This window comes from Streptomyces sp. SolWspMP-5a-2 (genome assembly GCF_900091845.1).
Taxonomy (GTDB): Bacteria; Actinomycetota; Actinomycetes; order Streptomycetales; family Streptomycetaceae; genus Streptomyces; species Streptomyces doudnae.
In genome coordinates this window covers 14,295-34,948 of record NZ_FMCI01000315.1, presented here as the reverse complement: position 1 = coordinate 34,948, position 20,654 = coordinate 14,295, and the positions used below count along the sequence as shown (strand labels likewise).

The window sequence follows — 20,654 nt, the reverse complement described above, 5'->3', positions numbered from 1 at the left end:
TCGGGATCATGCGCCGGGTCGGGGCACGGGTCCGGGCAGGGGCCACGGGACCGGGCAAGGGCCACGGGACAGGTCCCGGGCCCGGGTCAGGGCACGGGGCCGGGTCAGGGCACGGGGCCGGGTCAGGCGCGGTCCGCGTCCGGGGGCCCTCCGGCGATCGCGGCCCGCCCGGCGGCGACCGGCCCGGGGGCCGTGAGGTGCGTCTACAGCATGATCAGGGCCAGGACCGTGTCGACGGCGCCCAGGATCACGGCGATCATCGGCTGGAGCGGGCGGGAGCGGGCCCAGGTGCGGCCCATCGCGAGCCAGCCGCAGAGGATCGCGACGGGGCCGAGCAGGATGCCCAGCACGAAGAGTCCGGCGACCGCGCAGATCACGCCGATGAGCGCGAGGGTCGCCCGGTCGGGGCCCGCGCCGGTGCGCGGTCGGCGCCAGGTGCGGCCTCGGCCGCGGGTGCGGTGTCCATAGCCTGCCATCGTCAACTCCCAAGTCCCCGGGGTCGGTTCGGGTTCGTGGGATGCGGGTGCCCCCGATCCTGCGGCGGATTCCCGGCCCGCGGCACGCTGCCCCCCTCCGGCAGCGCGCCGCCGCGCCGGGCACCCCGCGCACCGGACGCATGTGCCGGTGGAACATGCCGGGAGCGGGGCCCGGCCCACTGTGACGTGCCGCGCGGGCCGGGTGCGAGTGATCGTCGGCGGCTTCACCCTGATTGGGGACGCGCGCCGACCCCGCGTCAGATGTGGCCGACCCCGGCGCCCGCCTCGGCGTTGATGCCGCGCTTGGTGAGCAGCGCGACGAAGACGGCCACCACCGCGACCCCGGCGGCGACCAGGGAGGCGAGGCTCATGCCGGAGATGAAGGTGTCGTGCGCGACATCGGTGATCTTCGCGGCGATCGCCGCGGGCATCCCCGGGGAGACCGGCGCCACGCCGACCTGCACGGCCTCGGACGCCTGGTCGAGCTGGGCCGGGGTGAGCGGCGGGAGACCCGCGTCCTTCCAGTTGCCCGCGAGGTCGCTGTCCACCTTGGAGACCATCACGGCGCCGAGGACGGCGGTGCCGAGGCTGCCGCCGATCTGCATCGCGGCCTGCTGGAGACCGCCGGCCACGCCGGACAGCTCCATCGGCGCGTTGCCCACGATGACCTCGGTGGCGCCGACCATGACGGGCGCGAGGCCGAGGCCGAGCAGCGCGAACCAGAGCGACATGGCGCCGCTGCCGGTGTCCGTGCGCAGGGTCGACATGCCGTACATGGCGAGCGCGGTGGCCGCCATGCCCCCGGCCAGCGGGACGCGCGGGCCGAGCTTGCCGATGAGGAAGGCGGCGAGCGGCGAGCCGACGATCATCATGCCGGTGAGCGGCAGCAGGTGCAGACCGGCGTCGATCGGACTCATCCCGTGCACGTTCTGGAGGTAGAACGTCACGAAGAACAGGCCGCCCATGAACGCGATGGCCATCAGGACCATCAGCACCACGCCCGCCGACAGCGGCACCGAGCGGAACAGCCCGAGCGGGATCAGCGGCTCGGCGACCTTCGTCTCCCAGAACGCGAACAGCGCGAAGCAGAGCACGGAGGCGGCGATGAACGCCCAGGTGCCGCCGGCGCCCCAGCCCCAGGCGGGCGCCTTGATCAGGGCCCAGACCAGGCAGAACATCGCGACCGAGAGCAGGGCGATGCCCAGCAGGTCGAAGGAGCGCGGGGCGTTCTCGGCGCGGTGGTCGACGAGGATGACCAGGCCGAGCAGGACGGCGAGGAGGCCGACCGGCACGTTGATGAAGAACACCGACTGCCAGTTGACGTGCTCGACGAGGACACCGCCGAGGATCGGGCCGCCCGCGGTGGAGGCGCCGATGACCATGCCCCAGATGCCGATCGCGGTGTTGAGCCGCTCGGCGGGGAAGGTGGCGCGCAGCAGGCCGAGCGCGGCCGGCATCAGCAGCGCGCCGAACACGCCCTGGAAGACGCGGAAGGTGACGACCAGCGGGATGCTGTCGGAGAGGCCGATGGCGCCGGAGGCGGCGGCGAAGCCGATCACGCCGATGAGGAACGTCTGCCGGTGGCCGAAGCGGTCACCGAGCTTGCCCGCGGTGATCAGGGCGACGGCGAGGGCCAGGAAGTAGCCGTTGGTGATCCACTGGACGTCCGCGAAGCTGGCCTTCAGGTCGTCCTTGATGGCCGGGTTGGCGATGGCCACGATGGTGCCGTCGAGGGCCACCATCATGACCCCGACGGCGACGGTTATGAGGGTGAACCAGGGATGGCCGCGCAGCCCGGAGGCGGGCGGGGTGGCCGCCGGGGCCCCGTCCTCCGGCTCCGAGGTCTCGATGGTGGTCTGACTAGTCATGCGTTCGAGGCTAGTGACAGCCTCTGACAATTGACAAACCAATTCACAAGTCAGTAACTGACTCCTATGGAAACGCTGCGCGAACGCAAGAAACAGCGCACCCGGGACGCCCTGCTGCGGACCGCCGTCGAGATGTTCGTGGCGCGGGGGTACGACGGCACCACGGTGGACGACATCGCGGACGCCGTGGACGTGTCGGCGCGCACCTTCTTCCGCTACTTCGCGGGCAAGGAGGAGGCCGCCCTCGCGCTGCAGGAGCTGGCGGTCGCGCACTATCTGCGCGCGGTGCGCGAGCGGCCCGCCGAGGAGGCGCCGGTGGTCGCGCTGCGCCGGGCCGTGCTGGAGAGCTGGGACACGCTGCACGAGGTGGTCGAGTCCGTCGTCCCGGTGGAGGCGTACCTGGGCATGCACCGGGTGATCGAGTCGACGCCGGTGCTGCTCGCCGCCCATCTGCGGCGCAACGCCGAGACCGAGGACACCATCGCGCGGGTGGTGGCCGAGCGGGAGGGCCTGGACGTCGACGCGGACCCGCGCCCGCGGCTCGCGGTGGCGGTGTTCGGCGCGGTGATGCGGGTCACAGAGCAACAGTGGAGCGCGTGCGGCGACTTGAGCCTGGAGGGCATGCGGGCCCTGACGATCGCGTATCTCGAACAGGTGGGACCGGCGCTCGCCGGGAACTGGCGGACAGACTGAGGCACTTGCGGACACCGTGAGGTCAACGCCCCCTTTATCGAAACGTGATCCGCGTCACTCGACTCGTCCGAGACCCGCCCGTTCTCCTAGTGTGTCCTCCCAGTGACTTCCTTCGACACCTCTCCGCAACTGAACGTCTGGCGCGCACTGCTCGCGCTGGCCGTGGTGTTCGTGATGCTGGCGACCACCGGCTGGACGGCGCTGCGCGCCCACCCGGACTCCGCGCCGCTGCGGGTCTCCCTCTCCTCCTGGGAGCACGGCAGACTGCACGGCCACCGGCTGCCCGACCCGCAGGCGGCCCCCGCGCTGCTCACCCGTTTCTTCGCCGGACTCACGGCGCGGGAGCGGGCGTCGCTCGCGCACCGGTACCCGCTCGCGGTCGGCAACATGAACGGCGCCCCGGTCCCGCTGCGCTACCGCGCCAACCGGATCGCGCTCACCGAGCAGCGCGACCTGGAGCGCGCCCGCACGCACGACAGCAGGCTCTCCCCCGCGGGACAGCAGGTGGCGGGCCGCCGGATGCACCGCTACGAGGCGCTGCTCGCCCCCGGCCGGCAGATCCTCGCCTTCGACCCGCAGGGTTCGGGGCGGGTGGCCGAGGTGTTCGGGGACCTGCCGCGGGCCGAGCGGGTCTCGGTCGTGGTGCCCGGCGTCGACACCGACCTGCTCACCTTCCAGAAGACCTCCCGCCGCTACACCGCCCCGGTCGGCATGGCCACGTCGCTGTACGCGGCCGAGCGGGCGGCGAGCCCCGCGACCCGCACCGCGGTGATCGCCTGGGCCGACTACACGGCTCCGGCCGGTCTCGGCATCGACTCGGCGACCGCGATGCGCGCCGAGGACGGCGCCGTCCGGCTGAACGCCCTGGTCCGCGCGCTGCCCGGCAGCGCGTCCGTCTCGCTGTTCTGCCACAGCTACGGCTCCGTGGTGTGCGGGGTCGCCGCGCACGCGCTGCCGCGCCGGGTGTCCGACATCGCGGTGGCGGCGAGCCCCGGGATGCGGGTGGCGAACGCCTCCCGGCTGCGGACCTCCGCCCGGGTGTGGGCGATGCGGGACGCGGACGACTGGATTCAGGACGTGCCGTACCTGGAGGTCGGCGGTTTCGGCCACGGGGCCGACCCGGTCTCGCCCGCGTTCGGCGCGCGGGTGCTCTCCGCGCACGGCGCGCGGGGACACAGCGGCTATTTCGAACCCGGCACCGAGAGTCTGCGCAACTTCGCCGAGATCGGCGTCGGGGCATACCGCTCGGTGCACTGCGCACGGCAGGATCAGGCGTGCGACACCGAACTGTCCGGAACGGGGACGGCAGGACGCGCGTAGAGGCGCAGGAAGTGCGGTCCCCGAGAGTGGCGACGAAGGAGCGCGTCTTGCATACGATGAGCCGCATGGGTGACGTGCTGGCCGGATTTCATGCCGCCTGGGAGTTCGATTCCGACTCCCTGCTCATCCGTTACGAACGGGGGATGCGAACACCCAAGCTGTTCCAGGCGCTCGGGGAGCGCCGGGTGCCGCTGGCCGCGCTGTCCGGCGTGACGCTGGCCCCCGGCAGGCGCGGCACCGTGGTGCTGCGGGCCGAGCCGAGGCCGGGCGCCGATCCCCTGATGGAGGCGGCGGCCGGTCAGCTGAAGGACAGCAGCGACCCCTACCGCCTGGTCCTGCCCGCCGAGCGGGAGACGCTCGCCGAGTACTACGCCGACGAACTGCGCGCCGTGCTGCCCGACGACGGGGCGGAACCCGCCGAACGGTTCCTGGTGGCCGCGCCGGAGACCCCGCGCCACTTCAAGGCGTACGACGCGAAGGCGTCCTTCGACGGCCGGACCGTCTCCTTCCGCTGGTTCTGGACCGGGGCGTCGTCGGCGAAGTGGAAGGCGGGCGACCAGACCTTCGCGGTGGCCGACCTGGCGGGCGTCGAGTGGCGCTCACCGGAGGCGTTCGAGGGGCATCTGCGGCTGCTCGGCCGGGAACCGGTGACGGGCGGCGGCACCGCCCAGCCCGACCAGGACCCGGCCGCCGTCGTCTTCGGGCTGGGCTACGGCCCCGTCCACGAGTCGCTGCCGTTCGCCGCGGCGGTGCTGGCCGCGGCGAAGGCGTCGGGGACGGCGGTCCCGGTACCGGCCGGAGCGGCCCGCCGGGACCCCGCCGACATCGCCGAGCGGATCAGGCACCTCGGCGAGCTGCACCTGGCCGGACTCGTCACCGACGAGGAGTTCTCGGTGAAGAAGGCGGAACTGCTCGCCGAGCTGTGAGCGCTCAGTCCTCCTCGGCGGTCGCGCCGCCGCGGGTCCGGTCGGCGTCCGCGTAGAAGCTGATCTTGCGGTCCAGGACCGCCAGCGTGTCCCGCAGCTCCGCGATCCGGTGCAGCACGTCCCGGCGGGTCGACTCCAGCAGGTCGAACCGGGCGCCGAAGGTGTGGTCGCCCTCGCGGACCAGCTCCGCGTACCGGACCATGTCGGCGACCGGCATCCCGGTCAGGCGCAGCTTGCCGACCAGGTCGAGCCAGTCGAGGTCGCGGTTGCTGTAGCGGCGCTGCCCGGTGTGGGAGCGGTCCACGTGCGGCATCAGACCGATCCGCTCGTACCAGCGCAGGGTGTGCGCGGACAGTCCGGTGACGGCGACCACCTCGCTGATCGTGTAGCGGTCCTGTCCGTCGGGCAGCCGGTGCGGCTGGGGCGGGGCACCGCAGGTGTCGGTCCTGGTCCTGGTGGTATCCATCACCGTCATGCGGTCCACGCTATGGCCTTCGAGTGCACTCCAGGCAAGCGGAACCGGCGATAAATCGGCAGGACGGCCGAGCCTCCGGGCGGTTAGCGTGCCGGCCATGACACTCGCACGACGTGCCCTGCCCGCGGACGCGCCCGAGGTGCTGCGGCTGCGGCAGGTGATGATCGACTCGATGACGGGCGACCCCGGGCCGACCGGCTGGCAGGACACGTCCCTGCCCGCGCTGCGGGCGCGGCTGGCCGAGCCGGACGGCGCGTTCGCGGCCTTCGTCGTCGACCACCCCGAACGGCCGGGCGCGCTGGCCTCGCTGGCCGCCGGGACCCTCGACTACCGGATCGGCAAGGAGGGCGACGGCGCGGACGGACTCGTCGGGCACGTCTTCAGCGTCGCCACCGATCCGGACGCCCGGCGGCGCGGCTGCTCCCGCGCCTGTGTGACGGCGCTCCTGGAGTGGCTGCGCGGGCGGGGCGCCCGCCGGGTGCGGCTGACCGCGAGCGCGGAGGGCGCCCCGCTGTACGCCTCGCTCGGTTTCCGGCCCAGGCCCGACCCGTTGCTGGAGCTGCGGCTGTGAGCGCATAGGGTCGACGCCATGTCGTTGCAGAGCCTCGCGCTGATCGAGAACTGGCCGGTTCCCACCGCCGCCGCGGGTGTCGTACGGGCCGACGGTACGGTCCTGGGCGGCCACGGACCGCTCGACCGGCGCTTCCCGCTGGCCTCGGTCACCAAGCCGCTCACCGCCTACGCGGCGCTCGTCGCGTTCGAGGAGGGGGCGATCGAGCTGGACGAACCGGCCGGGCCGCCCGGCGCGACCGTCCGCCACCTCCTCGCCCACACCTCGGGGCTGGCCTTCGACGAGCACCGGACGACCGCACCGCCCGGCGAGCGGCGGCTGTACTCCAACGCCGGGTTCGAGCAGCTCGGCGAGCACATCGCGCGGGCGACCGAGATCCCGTTCGGCGCCTACCTGCGCGAGGCGGTGCTCGAACCGCTCGGCATGGCGGACACCTCGCTTGAGGGCTCGCCCGCGAAGGACGGCGTCTCCACCGTCGGGGACCTGCTGCGGTTCGCCGCCGAGGTGCAGGCGCCCCGGCTGCTCGACCCGCGCACGGTCGCCGCCGCGACGACCGTGCAGTACCCGGGCCTCAAGGGCGTGCTGCCCGGCTACGGCCACCAGAGCCCCAACGACTGGGGCCTCGGGTTCGAGATCCGCGACGGCAAGTCCCCGCACTGGACGGGCGCCTCGTCCTCGCCGCGCACCTTCGGGCACTTCGGCCAGTCCGGCACCTTCCTGTGGGTCGACCCGGCCGCCGGACTCGCCTGCGTCGCCCTCACCGACCGCGCCTTCGGCCCCTGGGCGACGGCGTCCTGGCCCCCGTTCACGGACGCGGTCCTCGCCGAGGCGCGCCAGGGCTAGCGCGGAAGCGGCCCGCCCGGACACGGCTAGGCGGTGTCCGCGCGCGCCATCTCCCACAGCAGCAGCTCCGCCTCCGTCAGCGCGACCGCGTCGGTCTCCTCGCCGCCGGTGATCCGCACCGCGTCCCCCGGCCCCAGCTCGGCCGGGCCGAGGCGGACCTCGCCGCGCACCACGTGCGCGTACAGGTGGGCCGCGCCGGGCACCGCCGTCCGCTCCCCCGGCACCAGCCGCCGCACGTGCAGCAGCGCGGCGGCCTCCGGGACGGCGTACGGGGTGGAGTCGGCGATGCCGCGCACGATCTCGTAGGCCGGGTCGCCGCCCGGTCTGACCGGGGCCAGCCACATCTGCACGAACACCAGCGGCTCGGGGCCGTCGTTGCGCTCCACGTGCCGCACCCCCGCGCCCGCGCTGAGCCGCTGCACGTCGCCGGGGCGGACCGTGGTGCGGTTCCCGGCCGAGTCCTGGTGGGTCAGCTCCCCCGCCACCACCCAGGTCACGATCTCGGTGTGGCTGTGCGGGTGTTCGTCGAACCCGGCGCCCGGCGCGAGCCGTTCCTCGTTGCAGGCGAGGACCGCGCCGAAGCGCAGGTTGTCCGGGTCGTAGTACGGCCCGAAGGAGAGGGCGTGCCACGACTCCACGCCGGTCGGCGGGTCCTGGCCCCGATAGCGTTCCGCCGCGCGCCGCACATCCATCACGCACCCCACGGTAGACCCGGCGGCGCGCGGTCCCGTTCCGATGAGGCAGTCTTGTGCACGTGCCCGAACCAGAAGCCCACGAGCCCGCGGCGGCCGCGCCCGGCGCCCATCCGCACCCCGCGACCCTGAAGCGGCTGGAGAAGTCGTCCGGACGACTCGCCGCCCACGCCATCGCGCGCATGGACGAGGCGCTGCCGTGGTACCGGGCGATGCCGCCGGAGAACCGGTCCTGGATCGGGCTGGTCGCGCAGGCGGGCATCGCCGCGTTCACCGAGTGGTTCCGGCACCCCGACGCCCCGCAGGCCATCTCCACCGACGTCTTCGGGACCGCGCCGCGCGAACTGACCCGGGCCATCACCCTGCGCCAGACCGTGGAGATGGTCCGCACGACCATCGAGGTCATGGAGAGCGCCATCGACGAGGTGGCCGCGCCGGGCGACGAGAACGTGCTGCGCGAGGCGCTGCTGGTCTACGCGCGGGAGATCGCCTTCGCCACCGCCCAGGTGTACGCGCAGGCCGCCGAGGCACGCGGTGCCTGGGACGCCCGTCTGGAGTCGCTCGTCGTCAACGCCGTCCTCAGCGGCGAGGCCGACGAGGGTGCCGTGAGCCGGGCCGCCGCCCTGGGCTGGCACGCCCCCGAGCACGTCTGCGTGGTGCTCGGCACCGCGCCCGACGGCGACTCCGAACTGACCGTGGAGGCCATCAGGCGGGCCGCGCGGCACGCCAAGCTCCAGGTCCTCACCGGTGTCCTCGGCGACCGCCTGGTGGTGATCGCGGGCGGCAGCGACAACCCGCTGGCCGTCGCCAAGTCGCTGATCGGCCCGTACGCGGCCGGGCCGGTGGTCGCCGGGCCCGTGGTCCCCGACCTGCTCGCCGCGACCCGCTCCGCGCAGGCCGCCGCCGCCGGGCTCAAGGCGTGTTCCGCCTGGCAGGACGCCCCGCGGCCGGTGCTGTCGGACGATCTGCTGCCCGAGCGCGCGATCGCGGGCGATCCGGCGGCGCGCCAGCAGTTGGTGGAGGAGATCTACAGACCGCTCGAAGAGGCCGGCTCGGCGCTCCTGGAGACCCTCGCCGTCTATCTCGAACAGGCGAGCAGTCTGGAGGGCGCGGCGCGGATGCTCTTCGTCCATCCGAACACCGTGCGCTACCGGCTCCGACGGGTGACTGACGTCACCGGGTGGTCGCCGTCGGATGTACGTTCGGCGTTCACGCTGCGGATCGCGCTGATCCTGGGGCGTCTGGCCGATGGGGATCTACCGGCCTAGTGTTTTGTGGGGGCTCCACAAATCCCCCTGCCGTTCTTCGTCCCTGTCCCCACGGGCGGCCGTGCCCGTAACCAAGAGAGAGTGTGAGAGTGCTCGTACTCGTCGCTCCCGGCCAAGGCGCCCAGGCGCCCGGCTTCCTGACTCCCTGGCTCGACCTCCCCGGTGTCGAGGCCCGTCTGCGTGCCTGGTCCGAGGCCATCGGCCTGGACCTGGTGCACCACGGGACGCTCGCCGACGCGGACGAGATCCGGGACACCGCCGTCGCCCAGCCGCTGCTGGTCGCCGCGGGGCTCGTCTCTGCCGCGGCACTGGGTGACATCTCCCCGGGCGCGGTCGCGGGCCACAGCGTCGGCGAGATCACCGCGGCCGCGTGGGCGGGCGTGTTCGACGACGCCACCGCGCTGGCCCTCGTGCGCAAGCGGGGCGTGGCCATGGCCGAGGCCGCCGCGCGCACCGAGACCGGCATGTCGGCACTGCTCGGCGGCGACCCCGAGGTCACCGTCCCGCACCTGGAGCGGCTGGGGCTGACCCCGGCCAACGTCAACGGCGCGGGCCAGATCGTGGCCGCGGGCACCCTGGAGCAGCTCGCCGCGCTGGCCGAGGAGAAGCCCGAGGGGGTGCGCCGGGTCGTGCCGCTGAAGGTGGCCGGCGCCTTCCACACCGTGCACATGGCGCCCGCGGTCGAGACGCTGGCGCGCGCGGCGAAGGAGCTGACCCCCGGCGACCCCAGGTTCACGTACGTGTCCAACAAGGACGGCCGGACCGTCGCGACCGGCGCCGAGGTGCTGGAGCGGCTGGCCGGGCAGGTCGCCAACCCGGTCCGCTGGGACCTGTGCATGGACACCTTCAAGGAGCTCGGCGTCACCGCGCTCATCGAGGTGTGCCCCGGCGGCACCCTGACCGGCATCGCCAAGCGCGCCCTGCCGGGCGTCGCGACGCTGGCCCTGAAGACCCCCGACGACCTCGACGCCGCTCGCGCGCTCATCGCCGAGCACGGTGCCCGACAGGAGCCCTGATGGCGAAGATCAAGCCCAGCAAGGGCGCACCGTACGCGCGGATCCTCGGGGTCGGCGGCTACCGGCCGGTCCGCGTGGTGCCGAACGAGGTCATCCTGGAGACGATCGACTCGTCCGACGAGTGGATCCGCTCGCGCTCCGGCATCGAGACCCGGCACTGGGCCGCGCCCGAGGAGACCGTGGCCGCGATGTCCCTGGAGGCGTCCGGCAAGGCGATCGCCGACGCCGGGATCACCGCCGCGCAGATCGGCGGCGTGATCGTCTCGACCGTCTCGCACTTCAAGCAGACCCCGGCCGTGGCGACCGAGATCGCCGACCGGCTGGGCACCGGGAAGGCCGCCGCCTTCGACATCTCCGCGGGCTGCGCGGGCTTCGGCTACGGCCTCACCCTCGCCAAGGGCATGATCGTCGAGGGTTCGGCCGAGTACGTGCTGGTCATCGGCGTGGAGCGGCTGTCCGACCTGACCGACCTGGAGGACCGGGCCACCGCCTTCCTCTTCGGTGACGGCGCGGGCGCGGTCGTGGTCGGCCCGGCGCAGGAGCCGGCGATCGGCCCCACGGTCTGGGGCTCGGAGGGCGACAAGTCCGAGACCATCAAGCAGACCGTGCCGTGGACGGACTACCGGGACGGCGAGGTCGCGAAGTTCCCGGCGATCACGCAGGAGGGCCAGGCGGTCTTCCGCTGGGCCGTGTTCGAGATGGCGAAGGTCGCGCAGCAGGCGCTGGACGCGGCCGGGATCAGCGCGAGCGACCTGGACGTCTTCATTCCGCACCAGGCCAACGAGCGGATCATCGACTCGATGGTGAAGACACTGAAACTGCCGGAGCACGTCACGGTCGCCCGGGACGTGCGCACCACCGGCAACACCTCGGCCGCCTCGATCCCGCTCGCCATGGAGCGGCTCCTGGCGACCGGTGAGGCGAAGAGCGGCGACACCGCACTCCTCATCGGCTTCGGGGCGGGTCTCGTCTACGCCGCGACGGTCGTTACCCTCCCCTAGGCACTCCGTGCCGGATGATCGAGTCGTCCGGTGCGGGACACACCGCCCAACCCTCTGGAATCACTAAGAAGGAGCGCCTGACATGGCCGCCACTCAGGAAGAGATCGTCGCCGGTCTCGCCGACATCGTGAACGAGATCGCCGGCATCCCGGTTGAGGACGTCCAGCTGGACAAGTCCTTCACCGACGACCTGGACGTCGACTCGCTGTCCATGGTCGAGGTCGTCGTCGCCGCCGAGGAGCGCTTCGACGTCAAGATCCCGGACGAGGACGTCAAGAACCTCAAGACGGTCGGCGACGCCACCGACTACATCCTCAAGCACCAGGCCTGAGCCACCTCTTAGGCCCTGCATGGCCCCGCCACCCGGCGGTGGCGCCGTTCCCCGAGGCAACGCGGGGATGGTCCTCCTCGTAACGTTGGAGAAAGATTCCCCGTGAGCCCGACCAATCGCACCGTGGTCGTCACCGGTATCGGCGCAACCACACCGCTGGGTGGCGACGCAGCCTCTACCTGGGAGGGCATGATCGCCGGACGTTCCGGTGTCAAGCCCCTCGAACAGGAGTGGGCCGCCGACCAGGCGGTCCGCATCGCGGCGCCGGTCGCCGTGGACCCGTCCGAGGTCATCCCCCGGCCGCAGGCCCGCCGTCTCGACCGCTCGGCGCAGTTCGCGCTGATCGCGGCCAAGGAGGCGTGGGCCGACGCCGGTTTCACCGCCAAGGCGGGCGACGACCCGGCGGTCGATCCGGACCGGCTCGGCGCCGTCATCGCCTCCGGCATCGGCGGGGTGACGACCCTCCTCGACCAGTACGACGTGCTGAAGGAGAAGGGCGTCCGGCGGGTCTCCCCGCACACCGTCCCCATGCTCATGCCGAACGGCCCGTCGGCCAACGTCGGTCTCGCCGTGGGCGCCCGCGCGGGCGTGCACACGCCGGTGTCGGCGTGCGCCTCGGGCGCGGAGGCCATCGGCTACGGCATCGAGATGATCCGCACCGGCCGTGCCGACGTCGTCGTCGCGGGCGGCACGGAGGCGGCGATCCACCCGCTGCCGATCGCCGCGTTCGGCAACATGATGGCGATGTCCAAGAACAACGACGACCCGCAGGGCGCCTCGCGTCCGTACGACGTGGCCCGTGACGGCTTCGTCCTCGGCGAGGGCTCCGGTGTGGTCGTCCTGGAGTCCGCCGAGCACGCCGCGAAGCGCGGGGCCCGGGTCTACGCGGAGGCGGTCGGCCAGGGCATCTCGGCCGACGCGCACGACATCGTGCAGCCGGAGCCGGAGGGGCGGGGCATCTCGCACGCCCTGCAGAACCTGATGGACCGCACCGACCTGAACCCGGCGGAGATCGTGCACGTCAACGCGCACGCGACGTCGACTCCCGCGGGGGACGTGGCGGAGCTGAAGGCGCTGCGGAAGGTGTTCGGCGACGACGTCGACCACATGGCCGTCTCGGCGACGAAGTCGATGACGGGTCACCTGCTCGGCGGGGCCGGGGGCGTGGAGACCGTCGCGACGGTCCTCGCGCTGTACCACCGGCTGGCGCCGCCGACCATCAACGTGGAGAACCTCGACCCGGAGGCGGAGGCCGCGGCCGACGTGGTGCGCGGCGAGGCGCGGAAGCTGCCCGTCGAGGGGCGGATCGCGGCGCTGAACGACTCGTTCGGCTTCGGCGGCCACAACGTGGTGCTGGCGTTCCGGACGGTGTGAGGCTTCTCTCCCGCGCCCGGCGCTCCGGCCTGACGGCCCGTTCCCTTCGGGGGGGCGGGCCGTCCGCCGTTCCCGGCCGCGCGGGGCGTGCCCGCCGCGGCGGGGGTCAGACGACCTGGTGGAGCCAGCGGACGGGGGCGCCCTCACCGGCGTAGCGGAAGGGCTCCAGCTCGTCGTCCCAGGGCTTGCCGAGGAGTTTGGCGATCTCCGCCGCCAGGTCCGTCCCGTCGCGCTCGGAGCGGGCCAGGGAGGCGCGCAGACGGTCCTCGGGGATGAGGATGTCGCCGTGCATGCCGGTGACGGCGTGGAAGATGCCGAGGTCGGGGGTGCAGCTGTAGCGCTCGCCCTCGGCCGTCGCGCAGGGCTCGGCGGTCACCTCGAAGCGCAGCAGGTGCCAGCCGCGCAGCGCCGAGGCGAGCTTGGACGCCGTGCCGACCTGGCCCTTCCAGGAGAACTCCGAGCGCCAGGTGCCGGGGGCGGCGGGCTGCCGGATCCAGTCGAGGTTGACGCGCGTGCCGAGCACGCCGGCGATGGCCCATTCGACATGCGGGCACAACGCGCGCGGCGCGGAGTGCACGTACAGAACTCCACGTGTCGTCACCGGGACCTCCGGGCTGTGCGGGACGTCTTGCGATCGGGCGGCCTGCCGTGACCGGTCGGCCACGTTGATGGCGAGGCTACCGTGCGGCGGCGCGAGGAGTGTGACGTACCGTCGGTCCCGCCGCCGTCGGCGCCCGCATTCACCCGGCAGGACGCTTGTGCGGCGCTGGGCGTTGCGTGGTCCGCCGTCCGGGAACCCCCGCGCGTTGTGATGGGGGGAATGCGTTCTGTACGTCGATCGAGGGGATCACCAGCCGATGCGGAAGCGTGGCCTGCGTTCACGGACCGTTCTCGCCGCCGTGGCGGCGGCCGTCCTGGGCGCCGCCGGCTGTGACGCCTCGGGCGGTGCGGGGGCGGGCGGGGCGCGCGGCGACAGGCCGTCCCCGGCGCCGGTGTGGGACGTCAGCCCGAACTCGGTGGTGGCCGTCGGGGACTCCATCACGCGCGGCTTCGACGCGTGCACGGTCCTGTCGGACTGCCCCGAGGTGTCGTGGGCGACGGGTGACAGCGCGGAGGTGGACAGTCTCGCGGTGCGGCTGCTCGGCCGTACCCGGGCGGCCGGGCACAGCTGGAACTACGCGGTGACCGGGGCCCGGGTGGCGGACCTGCCGGAGCAGCTCGCGGCGGCGCGGGCGAAGCGGCCCCAGCTCGTGACGGTGATGATCGGGGCGAACGACGCGTGCCGCTCCTCGGTGTCGGCGATGACGCCGGTGGCCGCGTTCCGGGCGGAGTTCTCGGCCGCGCTCGCGGGGCTGCGGGAGGCGCTGCCGAGGACGCAGGTGTACGTGGCGAGCGTGCCCGACCTGAAGCGGCTCTGGTCGCAGGGGCGGACCAACGCGCTGGGCAAGCAGGTGTGGAAGCTGGGCATCTGCCCGTCGATGCTGGCCGACGCGGACGCGCTGGACGCCGCGGCGGCGCACCGCAGGGACACGGTGCAGCGGCGGGTGGAGGCGTACAACGAGGCGATGGCGCAGGTGTGCGCGGCGGACCGGCGGTGCCGGTCCGACGGGGGCGCGGTGTACGCCTACCGGTTCGGCACCGACGCGCTGAGCCCGTGGGACTGGTTCCACCCGAGTGTGAGCGGGCAGGCGCGGCTGGCCGAGATCGCGTACCGGATCGTCACCGCCGAGCATCGGTGACTTAAAGTTCCGCTCATGAATGAACTTTTCGGCACACTTTCCGACGGCACTCCGGTCCATCGCTGGACCCTGGAGCGGGCCGGTGTCCGGGTGCGGGTCCTGTCGTACGGCGGGATCGTGCAGTCGGTCGAGGTCCCGGACCGGCACGGGGCCGTCGGGAACGTGGTGCTGGGGTTCGCGGACCTGGAGGGGTACGTCCGTCATCCGGAGCCGTATCTGGGCGCTCTGGTGGGGCGGTACGCGAACCGGATCGCGGGCGGCCGGTTCCCGCTCGACGGGGTGACGTACGCGCTGGAGCGCAACAACGAGCCGAACTCGCTGCACGGCGGGGAGCGCGGCTTCGACAAGCGGGTGTGGGAGGTGACGCCGGTCGCGCACGGGGTGCGGCTGTCGAGGGTCAGCCCGCACGGCGAGGAGGGCTTCCCGGGCCGCCTGGAGGTCTCGGCGACGTACACGCTGGACGAGGCGGGCGCGCTGCGTCTCGCGTACGAGGCGGTGACGGACGCGCCGACGGTGGTCAACCTGACCAACCACAGCTACTTCGACCTCGGCGGCACGGGCGACCCCGGCGGTCACGAACTGCGCCTGGCCGCCTCCCGGTACACGCCGGTGGACGCGGACCTGATCCCGGCCGGTGGCCCGGCGGAGGTCGCGGGCACCCGCTTCGACTTCCGCGAGCCGCGCAAGGTGGGCGGCGGCTACGACCACAACTTCGTGCTGGACGGCGGGGTGAGCGCCGCGGTCCGTACGGTGGCGGAGCTGTACGACCCGGCGTCCGGGCGGCTGCTGACGGTGGCGACGACCGAGCCGGGTCTCCAGCTGTACACCGGCGACCACCTGGGCGCGCCGCTGGCGCCCGGCTCCGGGATCGCGCTGGAGACGCAGCACTTCCCCGACTCGCCGAACCGGCCGGACTTCCCGGGGACGGTGCTGCGGCCGGGCGAGGTGTACCGGTCGCAGACGGTGTACGGGTTCGCGGCCCGCTGAACGTGGTGAGCCCCGGCCCAGGGGTCAGGTCCCTGGGCCGGGGCTGTCCGTGGGGGTGGCCGCCCGGCGCGCGGTGGCCGTCCCGGCTCAGACGTTAATCGTCGCGGTGATCCTGCGGTCGGTGATCGACCGGCCGATCTGGATCTCGTACGAACCCTTCACATACGACCAGCGGCTCTCCTCCGGGTCCCAGACCTCGAACGCCCGGCGCGGCAGCGTGACGACGGCCTCGGCGTGCTCCCCCGGGCCCGCCTCGACGGCCGCGAACCCGGCCAGCCAGCGGTGCGGGCGGGACGCGTCGGGGGTGGCGGGGGCCAGGTAGACCTGGACGACCTCGCGGCCGTGGCGTCCGCCCGCGTTGCGGATCCGCACCCGCGCGGTGGCGCCGTCGACGTCGACGGACTCGTAGGTCCAGTCGGTGTAGCCGAGGCCGTGGCCGAACGGGTAGGAGGGGGTGCGGCCCTGCCGCTCCCAGGCCCGGTAGCCGATGAACACGCCCTCGGTGTAGGCGAGTTCGCCGTTCTCCGGGGTGACCCTGGTGACCGGTGCCGCGGAGAGCGGCCCCCAGGTGGTGGGCAGTCGTCCGCCGGGTTCGTGGGCGCCGATCAGGACGTCGGCGAGGGCCGCGCCGCCCTCCTGGCCGGGGAACCAGCTCAGCAGCACGGCGGCGACCTCGTCGCGCCAGGGGAGTTCGACCGGGGAGCCGGAGTTCACGACGACGACGGTGCGGGGGTTGGCTGCGGCGACCGCGCGGACCAGGTCGTCCTGGCGGCCGGGCAGGGTGAGGTCGGCGCGGTCGAAGCCCTCGGACTCGACGCGGTCGGTGGTGGCGACCACGACGACGGCGGTGTCGGCGGCGCGGGCCGCCTCGACGGCCTCGGCGATCAGCTCGTCGGGGTCGCGCTCGGGCTCCTGGTGGGCGAGGGAGAAGGCGACGACCTTCATCGGGACGCCCGCGGGCGGTGCGACGACGTGGGTGAGGGAGACCTCCACCGGCGCACCGGCGGTCAGCGGGACCTCGGCCCGTTCGACCGGGGCGCCGAAGAACGCCTCGAAGGGGTCCAAGTCGTCGGCGGGGCGCTGGACGCCGTCGAAGCGGACGGTGCCGCCGACGGCGAGGGTGAAGGCGCCGGTGCCCTTGACGCCGAAGCGGTGCGGGCCGTCGGCGCGCGGGGTGAAGGTGCCGGTGAGTTCGACGGTGTGCAGGGTGGCGTGGGTGACGCCGTCGGGCAGGTCCGAACCCATCCACTGGATCTGGCCGTTGGGCGCGGACGCGGTGCCGATGATCCGGCCCGCCGCGTCCCGGCAGACCGCGCGGAGGGTGAACCCCGTGTCGGCGACGCCGAGTTCGGTGGCCGGGTCGGCGCCGACGGCGTAGCGCAGGGTGCCCTCGGGGAGGGCGGCGGTGAGGCCGTCGAGCGGGGAGACGACGTGCGAGGGGAAGACGGTCGCGGAGCCGCCGCCGAGGACCCGGGCGTCGCGGGCGGCGGCGCCGACGAGGGCGACCGTGCCGGGGCGCAGCGGCAGCACGGCGCGTTCGTTGCGGACCAGCACGAAGGAGCGGCGGGCGATCTCGCGGGCCAGGGCGGTGCCGTCGACGGGGGCGGGCGGTTCGGCGACGACGGGTTCGGCGCCGTCCAGGAGGCCGACCCGGGCGGCGAGCCGCAGGACGTTGCGGACGGCGGCGTCGACGACGGACTCGTCGATCTCACCGGCCCGGACGGCGCGGGCCAGCGGCGGCCCGTAGACGGTGTCGGGGCCGGGCATCGCGATGTCCAGGCCGCCCTCGGCGGCGCCCCGGGTGGAGCGGGCGGCCGTCCAGTCGGAGACGTTGCAGCCGTCGAAGCCCCACTCGCCGCGCAGCACCTCGTTCACCAGATGGCGGTGTTCGGTCATCGTGGTCCCGTTGACCGCGTTGTAGGCGGTCATGACGGCCCAGGGGCGGGCCTCGGCGACGATCAGCTCGAACGGGGCGAGGTACAGCTCGCGCAGGGCGCGGTCGCCGACCCGGTTGTCGACGGTGAAGCGGTCGGTCTCGGCGTCGTTGGCGACGAAGTGCTTCACGGTGGCCGCGACGCCGCCGGACTGCACTCCGGCGACGTGCGCCGCGCCGATCAGGCCGGAGAGGCGGGGGTCCTCGCTGTAGGCCTCGAAGTGGCGGCCGCCGAGCGGCGACCGGTGCAGGTTGACGGTGGGCGCGAGGAGGACGTGGACGCCCTTGCGGCGGGCCTCCTGGGCGAGCAGGACGCCCGCGCGACGGGCGAGCGCGGGGTCCCAGGTGGCGGCGAGGGCGGTCGGGGAGGGCAGCGCGACGGAGGGGTCGTCGGCGCTCCAGCGCACCCCGCGGACGCCGATCGGGCCGTCGGACATGACGAGGGAGCGCAGGCCGATCCCGGGGAGGGCGGGCAGGGACCACATGTCCTGGCCGGACAGGAGCCGCGCCTTGGCGTCCAGGTCGAGTCCGCCGAGCGCGGCCGTGACGGCGGCCTCGCGCGCCTGGTCCTGCGCGAGCGGTGCGGGGGTTGCCGCCATCAGGTGCCTCCTCGTCGGGTCCGTGCGGGGCTCCATCCTGCATCCGCCACCTGTAGAACGGTAGGTTTCGTTATCCTGCCGTAATGTTCGGGGTGGGGTGATGACGTACCGTGACGCCATGAACGGCAGGGTCAGGCGGGAGGACCGGCGCGGCGAGATCGTCCGGGCGGCGCTGGAGGTGATCGCCGAACGCGGGTACCGGGGGGCGAGCATGGCGGCGGTCGCCGAGCGCGTCGGGCTCACCCAGCAGGGGCTGCTGCACCACTTCCCGACCAAGGAGGCGCTGCTGGTGGCGGTCTTGGAGGAGCGGGACCAGTGGGACGCGGTGCCGGACACGCCCTGGCGGGTCGATCTGCTGGCGGCCCTGGTCGAGTACAACGCGACGCGCCCGGGGATCGTCCAGACCTTCTCGGCGCTGCTCGGCGAGAGCGTCACGGAGGGCCATCCGGCGCGCGGCTACTTCACCGAGCGGTACACCAGGGTGCGGCAGACGATGACGGCGGCCCTGCGCGCCGCCTACGGCGACCGGCTCCCCGGCGGCCTCACCCCGGAGCGCGCGGCCCCGCTGATGGTCGCCGTGATGGACGGCCTCCAGTACCAGTGGCTCCTGGACCCGGAGGCGGTGGACATGCCCGCGGCGTTCCGGGACCTCCTGCGCCTGCTGGGCGAGGACGTCACCGCGACCGGCTGACCCCGGGCGCCCGTTCAGCGGGCCGGTGCCGCCGCGGGCTCAGGACGCCGCTCCCCCTCCGTCAGCGCCGCGGCCACCGCCGTCCAGACGGCGAGCCCGATCGCGTCCCCGGTCTCCCCGGCGGCGAGGGCCGCGGCGACGCCCGCCGCGCACCACAGGACCAGGAAGGCGATCCGGGCGGCGCCCCGGGCGCGGTAGGGGGCCCGGCGGGCGCCGAACAGCGCCCACAGCGCGATCAGCAGCGCGGGCGCGGCGGCGGCGAGCAGCAGGGGGCCGGGCTCCGGCACGTCCAGGCCGAGACCCCAGCGGGCCGCGCAGGCCAGCACGCCGAGCTGGGTCAGCAGCAGGAGGGCCGGGCGCAGGGACCTCAGTGTCTTCACCCGCCCAGTATCACGGATCCGCGCCGGGGCCCCGGGCACGCGGGCGGCAACCGTGCGGGCGGGACGGGGAGTTGCGGCAGGACCGCCGGTGGAGGTGACGTCCGCCGTGGCGGGGAGCGGGTGGTCCGGGTGATACTGCGCCCGTCCCGCACCACGCACCCCACGGCGACGGAAGGACACAACCGTCTTGCGATCCCCTCGTGTTCGGCTCTGCGCACTGCCCGTGCTCGGTCTCGCCCTGCTGGCGGGGCCGACCGCCCCGGTGGCCTCCGCGGCCCCCTCCCCCGCGGCCCCCTCCCCCACCGTCGAGGAGCGGCGCCTCGACGGGGCGGTGCCCCGGGAGATCCTGGAGCGGTCCGGGTTCGACGGCGTCGCGCCGCGCTTCGCCCGGGAGTTGGCGGGCGCGCGGTCGTTCGCCGAGGCGCGGCGGGCCGCCGTCCGGGAGGGGTCGGCGCTGTGGCGGCGGGCCGTGGACCGGGCGCAGGGGCGCGGTCCGGCGCGCGGCGACCTGAGCCGGGACGACGACCGGCCGCTGTACTGGGCGCGGCTCGGGCTGACCCGCGAAGTCCGCACCTGGGAGCCGCGGTTCGGGCTCGACGCGGCCCGCAGGGCGGCGCTGATCGACGCGCTGGAGCGGACCTCGCGCGGGCAGACCGATGTGCGGCTGCCGGCCGGCAAGGGGCCGCGGCGGGTGCTGGTGACCGGGTTCGACCCGTTCACGCTCGACCGGGACATCCGGATCTCCAACCCGTCCGGGGCGACCGCGCTGGCCCTGGACGGCACGGTGATCCACACGCCCGAGGGTCCCGCGCGGGTGGAGACGGTGGTGTTCCCGGTGCGCTGGGCGGACTTCGCGGACGGCACCGTGGAGCGGGCGCTGCGGCCGTACCTGGCGAAGGCCGACCTGTTCACGACGGTGAGCCAGGGCCGGGTCGGGCGGTTCGACGTGGAGCGGACCAACGGGGCCTGGCGGGGCGGCTTCGCGGACAACGACGGGGTCGGCAGCACCGGGACGGTGCCGGTCGCGGACCCGGCGACCCAGCCGCAGTGGACGACCACGACCCTGCCGTACCGGGCGATCACCGAGGCGGACACCGGCCGGTTCCCGGTCTACGACAACACGGCGGTGACGGAGATACCGGCGGGCGGCACCGAGCCGGTCGTGCGGGCGGACGGTCCGACGCCGGGGTCGCGGGCGCGGGCCGGGGGCGGCGGCGACTACCTGTCCAACGAGATCGCCTACCGGGCGACCCTGCTGCGCGACCGGCTCGGGCTGCGCGACACGCTGCCCGGCGGGCACGTCCACACGCCGGTGCTGCAGTTCGGGGCGGGCAACACGGACCCGGCGACCGGGACGGTGACGGACCGGGAGTTCGTGCGCAACCGGCTCGACATCATCGCGCAGGTGCGGGCGATCCTCACGGCGGCCCTGCGCGGCTGACCCGCCGCCGGGGCCGTCACCGGCCCGCCG

21 protein-coding genes are annotated in these 20,654 nt (G+C 74.0%); 14 read left to right on the top strand and 7 right to left on the bottom strand.

What is annotated here, in order from left to right:
- Nucleotides 1-203 precede the first annotated feature (203 nt).
- Together GA0115242_RS30860 and GA0115242_RS30855 are read right to left on the bottom strand one after the other, a co-directional pair.
- Nucleotides 204-476, bottom strand: a complete 273-nt coding sequence (locus GA0115242_RS30860; protein ID WP_093834312.1) for a small hydrophobic protein — start codon at nucleotides 474-476, stop codon at nucleotides 204-206.
- A 257-nt stretch (nucleotides 477-733) separates the two neighbouring features.
- Nucleotides 734-2,326: an MFS transporter gene (locus GA0115242_RS30855; protein WP_370672333.1), complete on the bottom strand. Its 1,593-nt coding sequence runs from the start codon at nucleotides 2,324-2,326 to the stop codon at nucleotides 734-736.
- An 84-nt stretch (nucleotides 2,327-2,410) separates the two neighbouring features.
- Between GA0115242_RS30855 and GA0115242_RS30850 the strand changes: the two genes are divergently transcribed.
- The 3 genes from GA0115242_RS30850 (at nucleotide 2,411) to GA0115242_RS30840 (ending at nucleotide 5,283) form a co-directional block, all read left to right on the top strand.
- Nucleotides 2,411-3,037, top strand: coding sequence for a TetR family transcriptional regulator (locus GA0115242_RS30850; RefSeq protein ID WP_093834308.1), 627 nt, complete (start codon nucleotides 2,411-2,413; stop codon nucleotides 3,035-3,037).
- Nucleotides 3,038-3,139: 102 nt separating this feature from the next.
- On the top strand, nucleotides 3,140-4,357 hold the full coding sequence (locus tag GA0115242_RS30845) for an alpha/beta hydrolase (RefSeq protein ID WP_093834306.1): 1,218 nt from the start codon (nucleotides 3,140-3,142) through the stop codon (nucleotides 4,355-4,357).
- A gap of 56 nt (nucleotides 4,358-4,413) precedes the next feature.
- Nucleotides 4,414-5,283, top strand: a complete 870-nt coding sequence (locus tag GA0115242_RS30840; RefSeq protein ID WP_093834304.1) for a DUF4429 domain-containing protein — start codon at nucleotides 4,414-4,416, stop codon at nucleotides 5,281-5,283.
- Between the two features lie 4 nt (nucleotides 5,284-5,287).
- On the opposite strand, the gene GA0115242_RS30835 is transcribed toward GA0115242_RS30840, so the two are convergent.
- Nucleotides 5,288-5,758, bottom strand: a complete 471-nt coding sequence (locus GA0115242_RS30835; protein ID WP_093834302.1) for a MerR family transcriptional regulator — start codon at nucleotides 5,756-5,758, stop codon at nucleotides 5,288-5,290.
- Between the two features lie 97 nt (nucleotides 5,759-5,855).
- Between GA0115242_RS30835 and GA0115242_RS30830 the strand changes: the two genes are divergently transcribed.
- Nucleotides 5,856-6,329, top strand: a complete 474-nt coding sequence (locus GA0115242_RS30830) for a GNAT family N-acetyltransferase (protein ID WP_093834300.1) — start codon at nucleotides 5,856-5,858, stop codon at nucleotides 6,327-6,329.
- 18 nt (nucleotides 6,330-6,347) lie between these two features.
- Nucleotides 6,348-7,172, top strand: coding sequence for a serine hydrolase domain-containing protein (locus GA0115242_RS30825; protein WP_093834298.1), 825 nt, complete (start codon nucleotides 6,348-6,350; stop codon nucleotides 7,170-7,172).
- 26 nt (nucleotides 7,173-7,198) lie between these two features.
- On the opposite strand, the gene GA0115242_RS30820 is transcribed toward GA0115242_RS30825, so the two are convergent.
- On the bottom strand, nucleotides 7,199-7,864 hold the full coding sequence (locus GA0115242_RS30820) for a pirin family protein (protein ID WP_093834296.1): 666 nt from the start codon (nucleotides 7,862-7,864) through the stop codon (nucleotides 7,199-7,201).
- Between the two features lie 62 nt (nucleotides 7,865-7,926).
- On the opposite strand from GA0115242_RS30820, the gene GA0115242_RS30815 reads away from it, so the two are divergent.
- The 5 genes from GA0115242_RS30815 (at nucleotide 7,927) to GA0115242_RS30795 (ending at nucleotide 12,854) form a co-directional block, all read left to right on the top strand.
- Nucleotides 7,927-9,132, top strand: coding sequence for a PucR family transcriptional regulator (locus tag GA0115242_RS30815; protein ID WP_093834352.1), 1,206 nt, complete (start codon nucleotides 7,927-7,929; stop codon nucleotides 9,130-9,132).
- Nucleotides 9,133-9,221: 89 nt separating this feature from the next.
- Nucleotides 9,222-10,148: an ACP S-malonyltransferase gene (locus GA0115242_RS30810; RefSeq protein WP_093834294.1), complete on the top strand. Its 927-nt coding sequence runs from the start codon at nucleotides 9,222-9,224 to the stop codon at nucleotides 10,146-10,148.
- Nucleotides 10,148-11,149, top strand: a complete 1,002-nt coding sequence (locus GA0115242_RS30805) for a ketoacyl-ACP synthase III (protein ID WP_093834292.1) — start codon at nucleotides 10,148-10,150, stop codon at nucleotides 11,147-11,149. The genes GA0115242_RS30810 and GA0115242_RS30805 overlap by 1 nt, the downstream gene beginning before the upstream one ends.
- An 82-nt stretch (nucleotides 11,150-11,231) precedes the next feature.
- Entirely contained in the window at nucleotides 11,232-11,480 is a 249-nt protein-coding gene (locus GA0115242_RS30800; protein WP_015660680.1) for an acyl carrier protein, read from the top strand.
- Nucleotides 11,481-11,582: 102 nt separating this feature from the next.
- Entirely contained in the window at nucleotides 11,583-12,854 is a 1,272-nt protein-coding gene (locus tag GA0115242_RS30795; RefSeq protein WP_093834290.1) for a beta-ketoacyl-[acyl-carrier-protein] synthase family protein, read from the top strand.
- Nucleotides 12,855-12,960: 106 nt separating this feature from the next.
- Here the strand turns inward: GA0115242_RS30795 and GA0115242_RS30790 are convergent, their stop codons facing one another.
- Nucleotides 12,961-13,455, bottom strand: a complete 495-nt coding sequence (locus GA0115242_RS30790; RefSeq protein WP_093834288.1) for a DUF3145 domain-containing protein — start codon at nucleotides 13,453-13,455, stop codon at nucleotides 12,961-12,963.
- A 256-nt stretch (nucleotides 13,456-13,711) separates the two neighbouring features.
- Between GA0115242_RS30790 and GA0115242_RS30785 the strand changes: the two genes are divergently transcribed.
- Both GA0115242_RS30785 and GA0115242_RS30780 read left to right on the top strand, forming a co-directional pair.
- Nucleotides 13,712-14,593: an SGNH/GDSL hydrolase family protein gene (locus GA0115242_RS30785; RefSeq protein WP_093834286.1), complete on the top strand. Its 882-nt coding sequence runs from the start codon at nucleotides 13,712-13,714 to the stop codon at nucleotides 14,591-14,593.
- A 15-nt stretch (nucleotides 14,594-14,608) separates the two neighbouring features.
- Nucleotides 14,609-15,580: an aldose epimerase family protein gene (locus tag GA0115242_RS30780; RefSeq protein WP_093834284.1), complete on the top strand. Its 972-nt coding sequence runs from the start codon at nucleotides 14,609-14,611 to the stop codon at nucleotides 15,578-15,580.
- 87 nt (nucleotides 15,581-15,667) lie between these two features.
- On the opposite strand, the gene GA0115242_RS30775 is transcribed toward GA0115242_RS30780, so the two are convergent.
- Nucleotides 15,668-18,112: a beta-glucosidase family protein gene (locus GA0115242_RS30775; RefSeq protein WP_093834282.1), complete on the bottom strand. Its 2,445-nt coding sequence runs from the start codon at nucleotides 18,110-18,112 to the stop codon at nucleotides 15,668-15,670.
- Between the two features lie 100 nt (nucleotides 18,113-18,212).
- Between GA0115242_RS30775 and GA0115242_RS30770 the strand changes: the two genes are divergently transcribed.
- Nucleotides 18,213-18,803: a TetR/AcrR family transcriptional regulator gene (locus GA0115242_RS30770; protein WP_093834280.1), complete on the top strand. Its 591-nt coding sequence runs from the start codon at nucleotides 18,213-18,215 to the stop codon at nucleotides 18,801-18,803.
- A gap of 14 nt (nucleotides 18,804-18,817) precedes the next feature.
- On the opposite strand, the gene GA0115242_RS30765 is transcribed toward GA0115242_RS30770, so the two are convergent.
- Nucleotides 18,818-19,183 (bottom strand): DUF2568 domain-containing protein, encoded by a 366-nt coding sequence (locus tag GA0115242_RS30765; RefSeq protein ID WP_256089798.1) that lies wholly within the window; start codon nucleotides 19,181-19,183, stop codon nucleotides 18,818-18,820.
- A 187-nt stretch (nucleotides 19,184-19,370) separates the two neighbouring features.
- On the opposite strand from GA0115242_RS30765, the gene GA0115242_RS30760 reads away from it, so the two are divergent.
- Nucleotides 19,371-20,624, top strand: a complete 1,254-nt coding sequence (locus GA0115242_RS30760; RefSeq protein WP_093834278.1) for a pyroglutamyl peptidase — start codon at nucleotides 19,371-19,373, stop codon at nucleotides 20,622-20,624.
- The last annotated feature ends 30 nt before the right edge of the window (nucleotides 20,625-20,654 follow it).

Excerpts from the sequence above, each read along its gene's own strand:
- GA0115242_RS30805 (WP_093834292.1), top strand. The coding sequence starts at position 10,148 with ATGGCGAAGATCAAGCCCAGCAAGGGCGCACCGTACGCGCGGATCCTC.
- GA0115242_RS30830 (WP_093834300.1), top strand. The coding sequence starts at position 5,856 with ATGACACTCGCACGACGTGCCCTGCCCGCGGACGCGCCCGAGGTGCTG.
- GA0115242_RS30770 (WP_093834280.1), top strand. The coding sequence starts at position 18,213 with ATGACGTACCGTGACGCCATGAACGGCAGGGTCAGGCGGGAGGACCGG.
- GA0115242_RS30850 (WP_093834308.1), top strand. The coding sequence starts at position 2,411 with ATGGAAACGCTGCGCGAACGCAAGAAACAGCGCACCCGGGACGCCCTG.
- GA0115242_RS30780 (WP_093834284.1), top strand. The coding sequence starts at position 14,609 with ATGAATGAACTTTTCGGCACACTTTCCGACGGCACTCCGGTCCATCGC.
- GA0115242_RS30775 (WP_093834282.1), bottom strand. The coding sequence starts at position 18,112 with ATGGCGGCAACCCCCGCACCGCTCGCGCAGGACCAGGCGCGCGAGGCC.
- GA0115242_RS30820 (WP_093834296.1), bottom strand. The coding sequence starts at position 7,864 with ATGGATGTGCGGCGCGCGGCGGAACGCTATCGGGGCCAGGACCCGCCG.
- GA0115242_RS30840 (WP_093834304.1), top strand. The coding sequence starts at position 4,414 with ATGAGCCGCATGGGTGACGTGCTGGCCGGATTTCATGCCGCCTGGGAG.
- GA0115242_RS30825 (WP_093834298.1), top strand. The coding sequence starts at position 6,348 with ATGTCGTTGCAGAGCCTCGCGCTGATCGAGAACTGGCCGGTTCCCACC.
- GA0115242_RS30800 (WP_015660680.1), top strand. The coding sequence starts at position 11,232 with ATGGCCGCCACTCAGGAAGAGATCGTCGCCGGTCTCGCCGACATCGTG.
- GA0115242_RS30835 (WP_093834302.1), bottom strand. The coding sequence starts at position 5,758 with ATGACGGTGATGGATACCACCAGGACCAGGACCGACACCTGCGGTGCC.
- GA0115242_RS30785 (WP_093834286.1), top strand. The coding sequence starts at position 13,712 with ATGCGGAAGCGTGGCCTGCGTTCACGGACCGTTCTCGCCGCCGTGGCG.
- GA0115242_RS30860 (WP_093834312.1), bottom strand. The coding sequence starts at position 476 with ATGGCAGGCTATGGACACCGCACCCGCGGCCGAGGCCGCACCTGGCGC.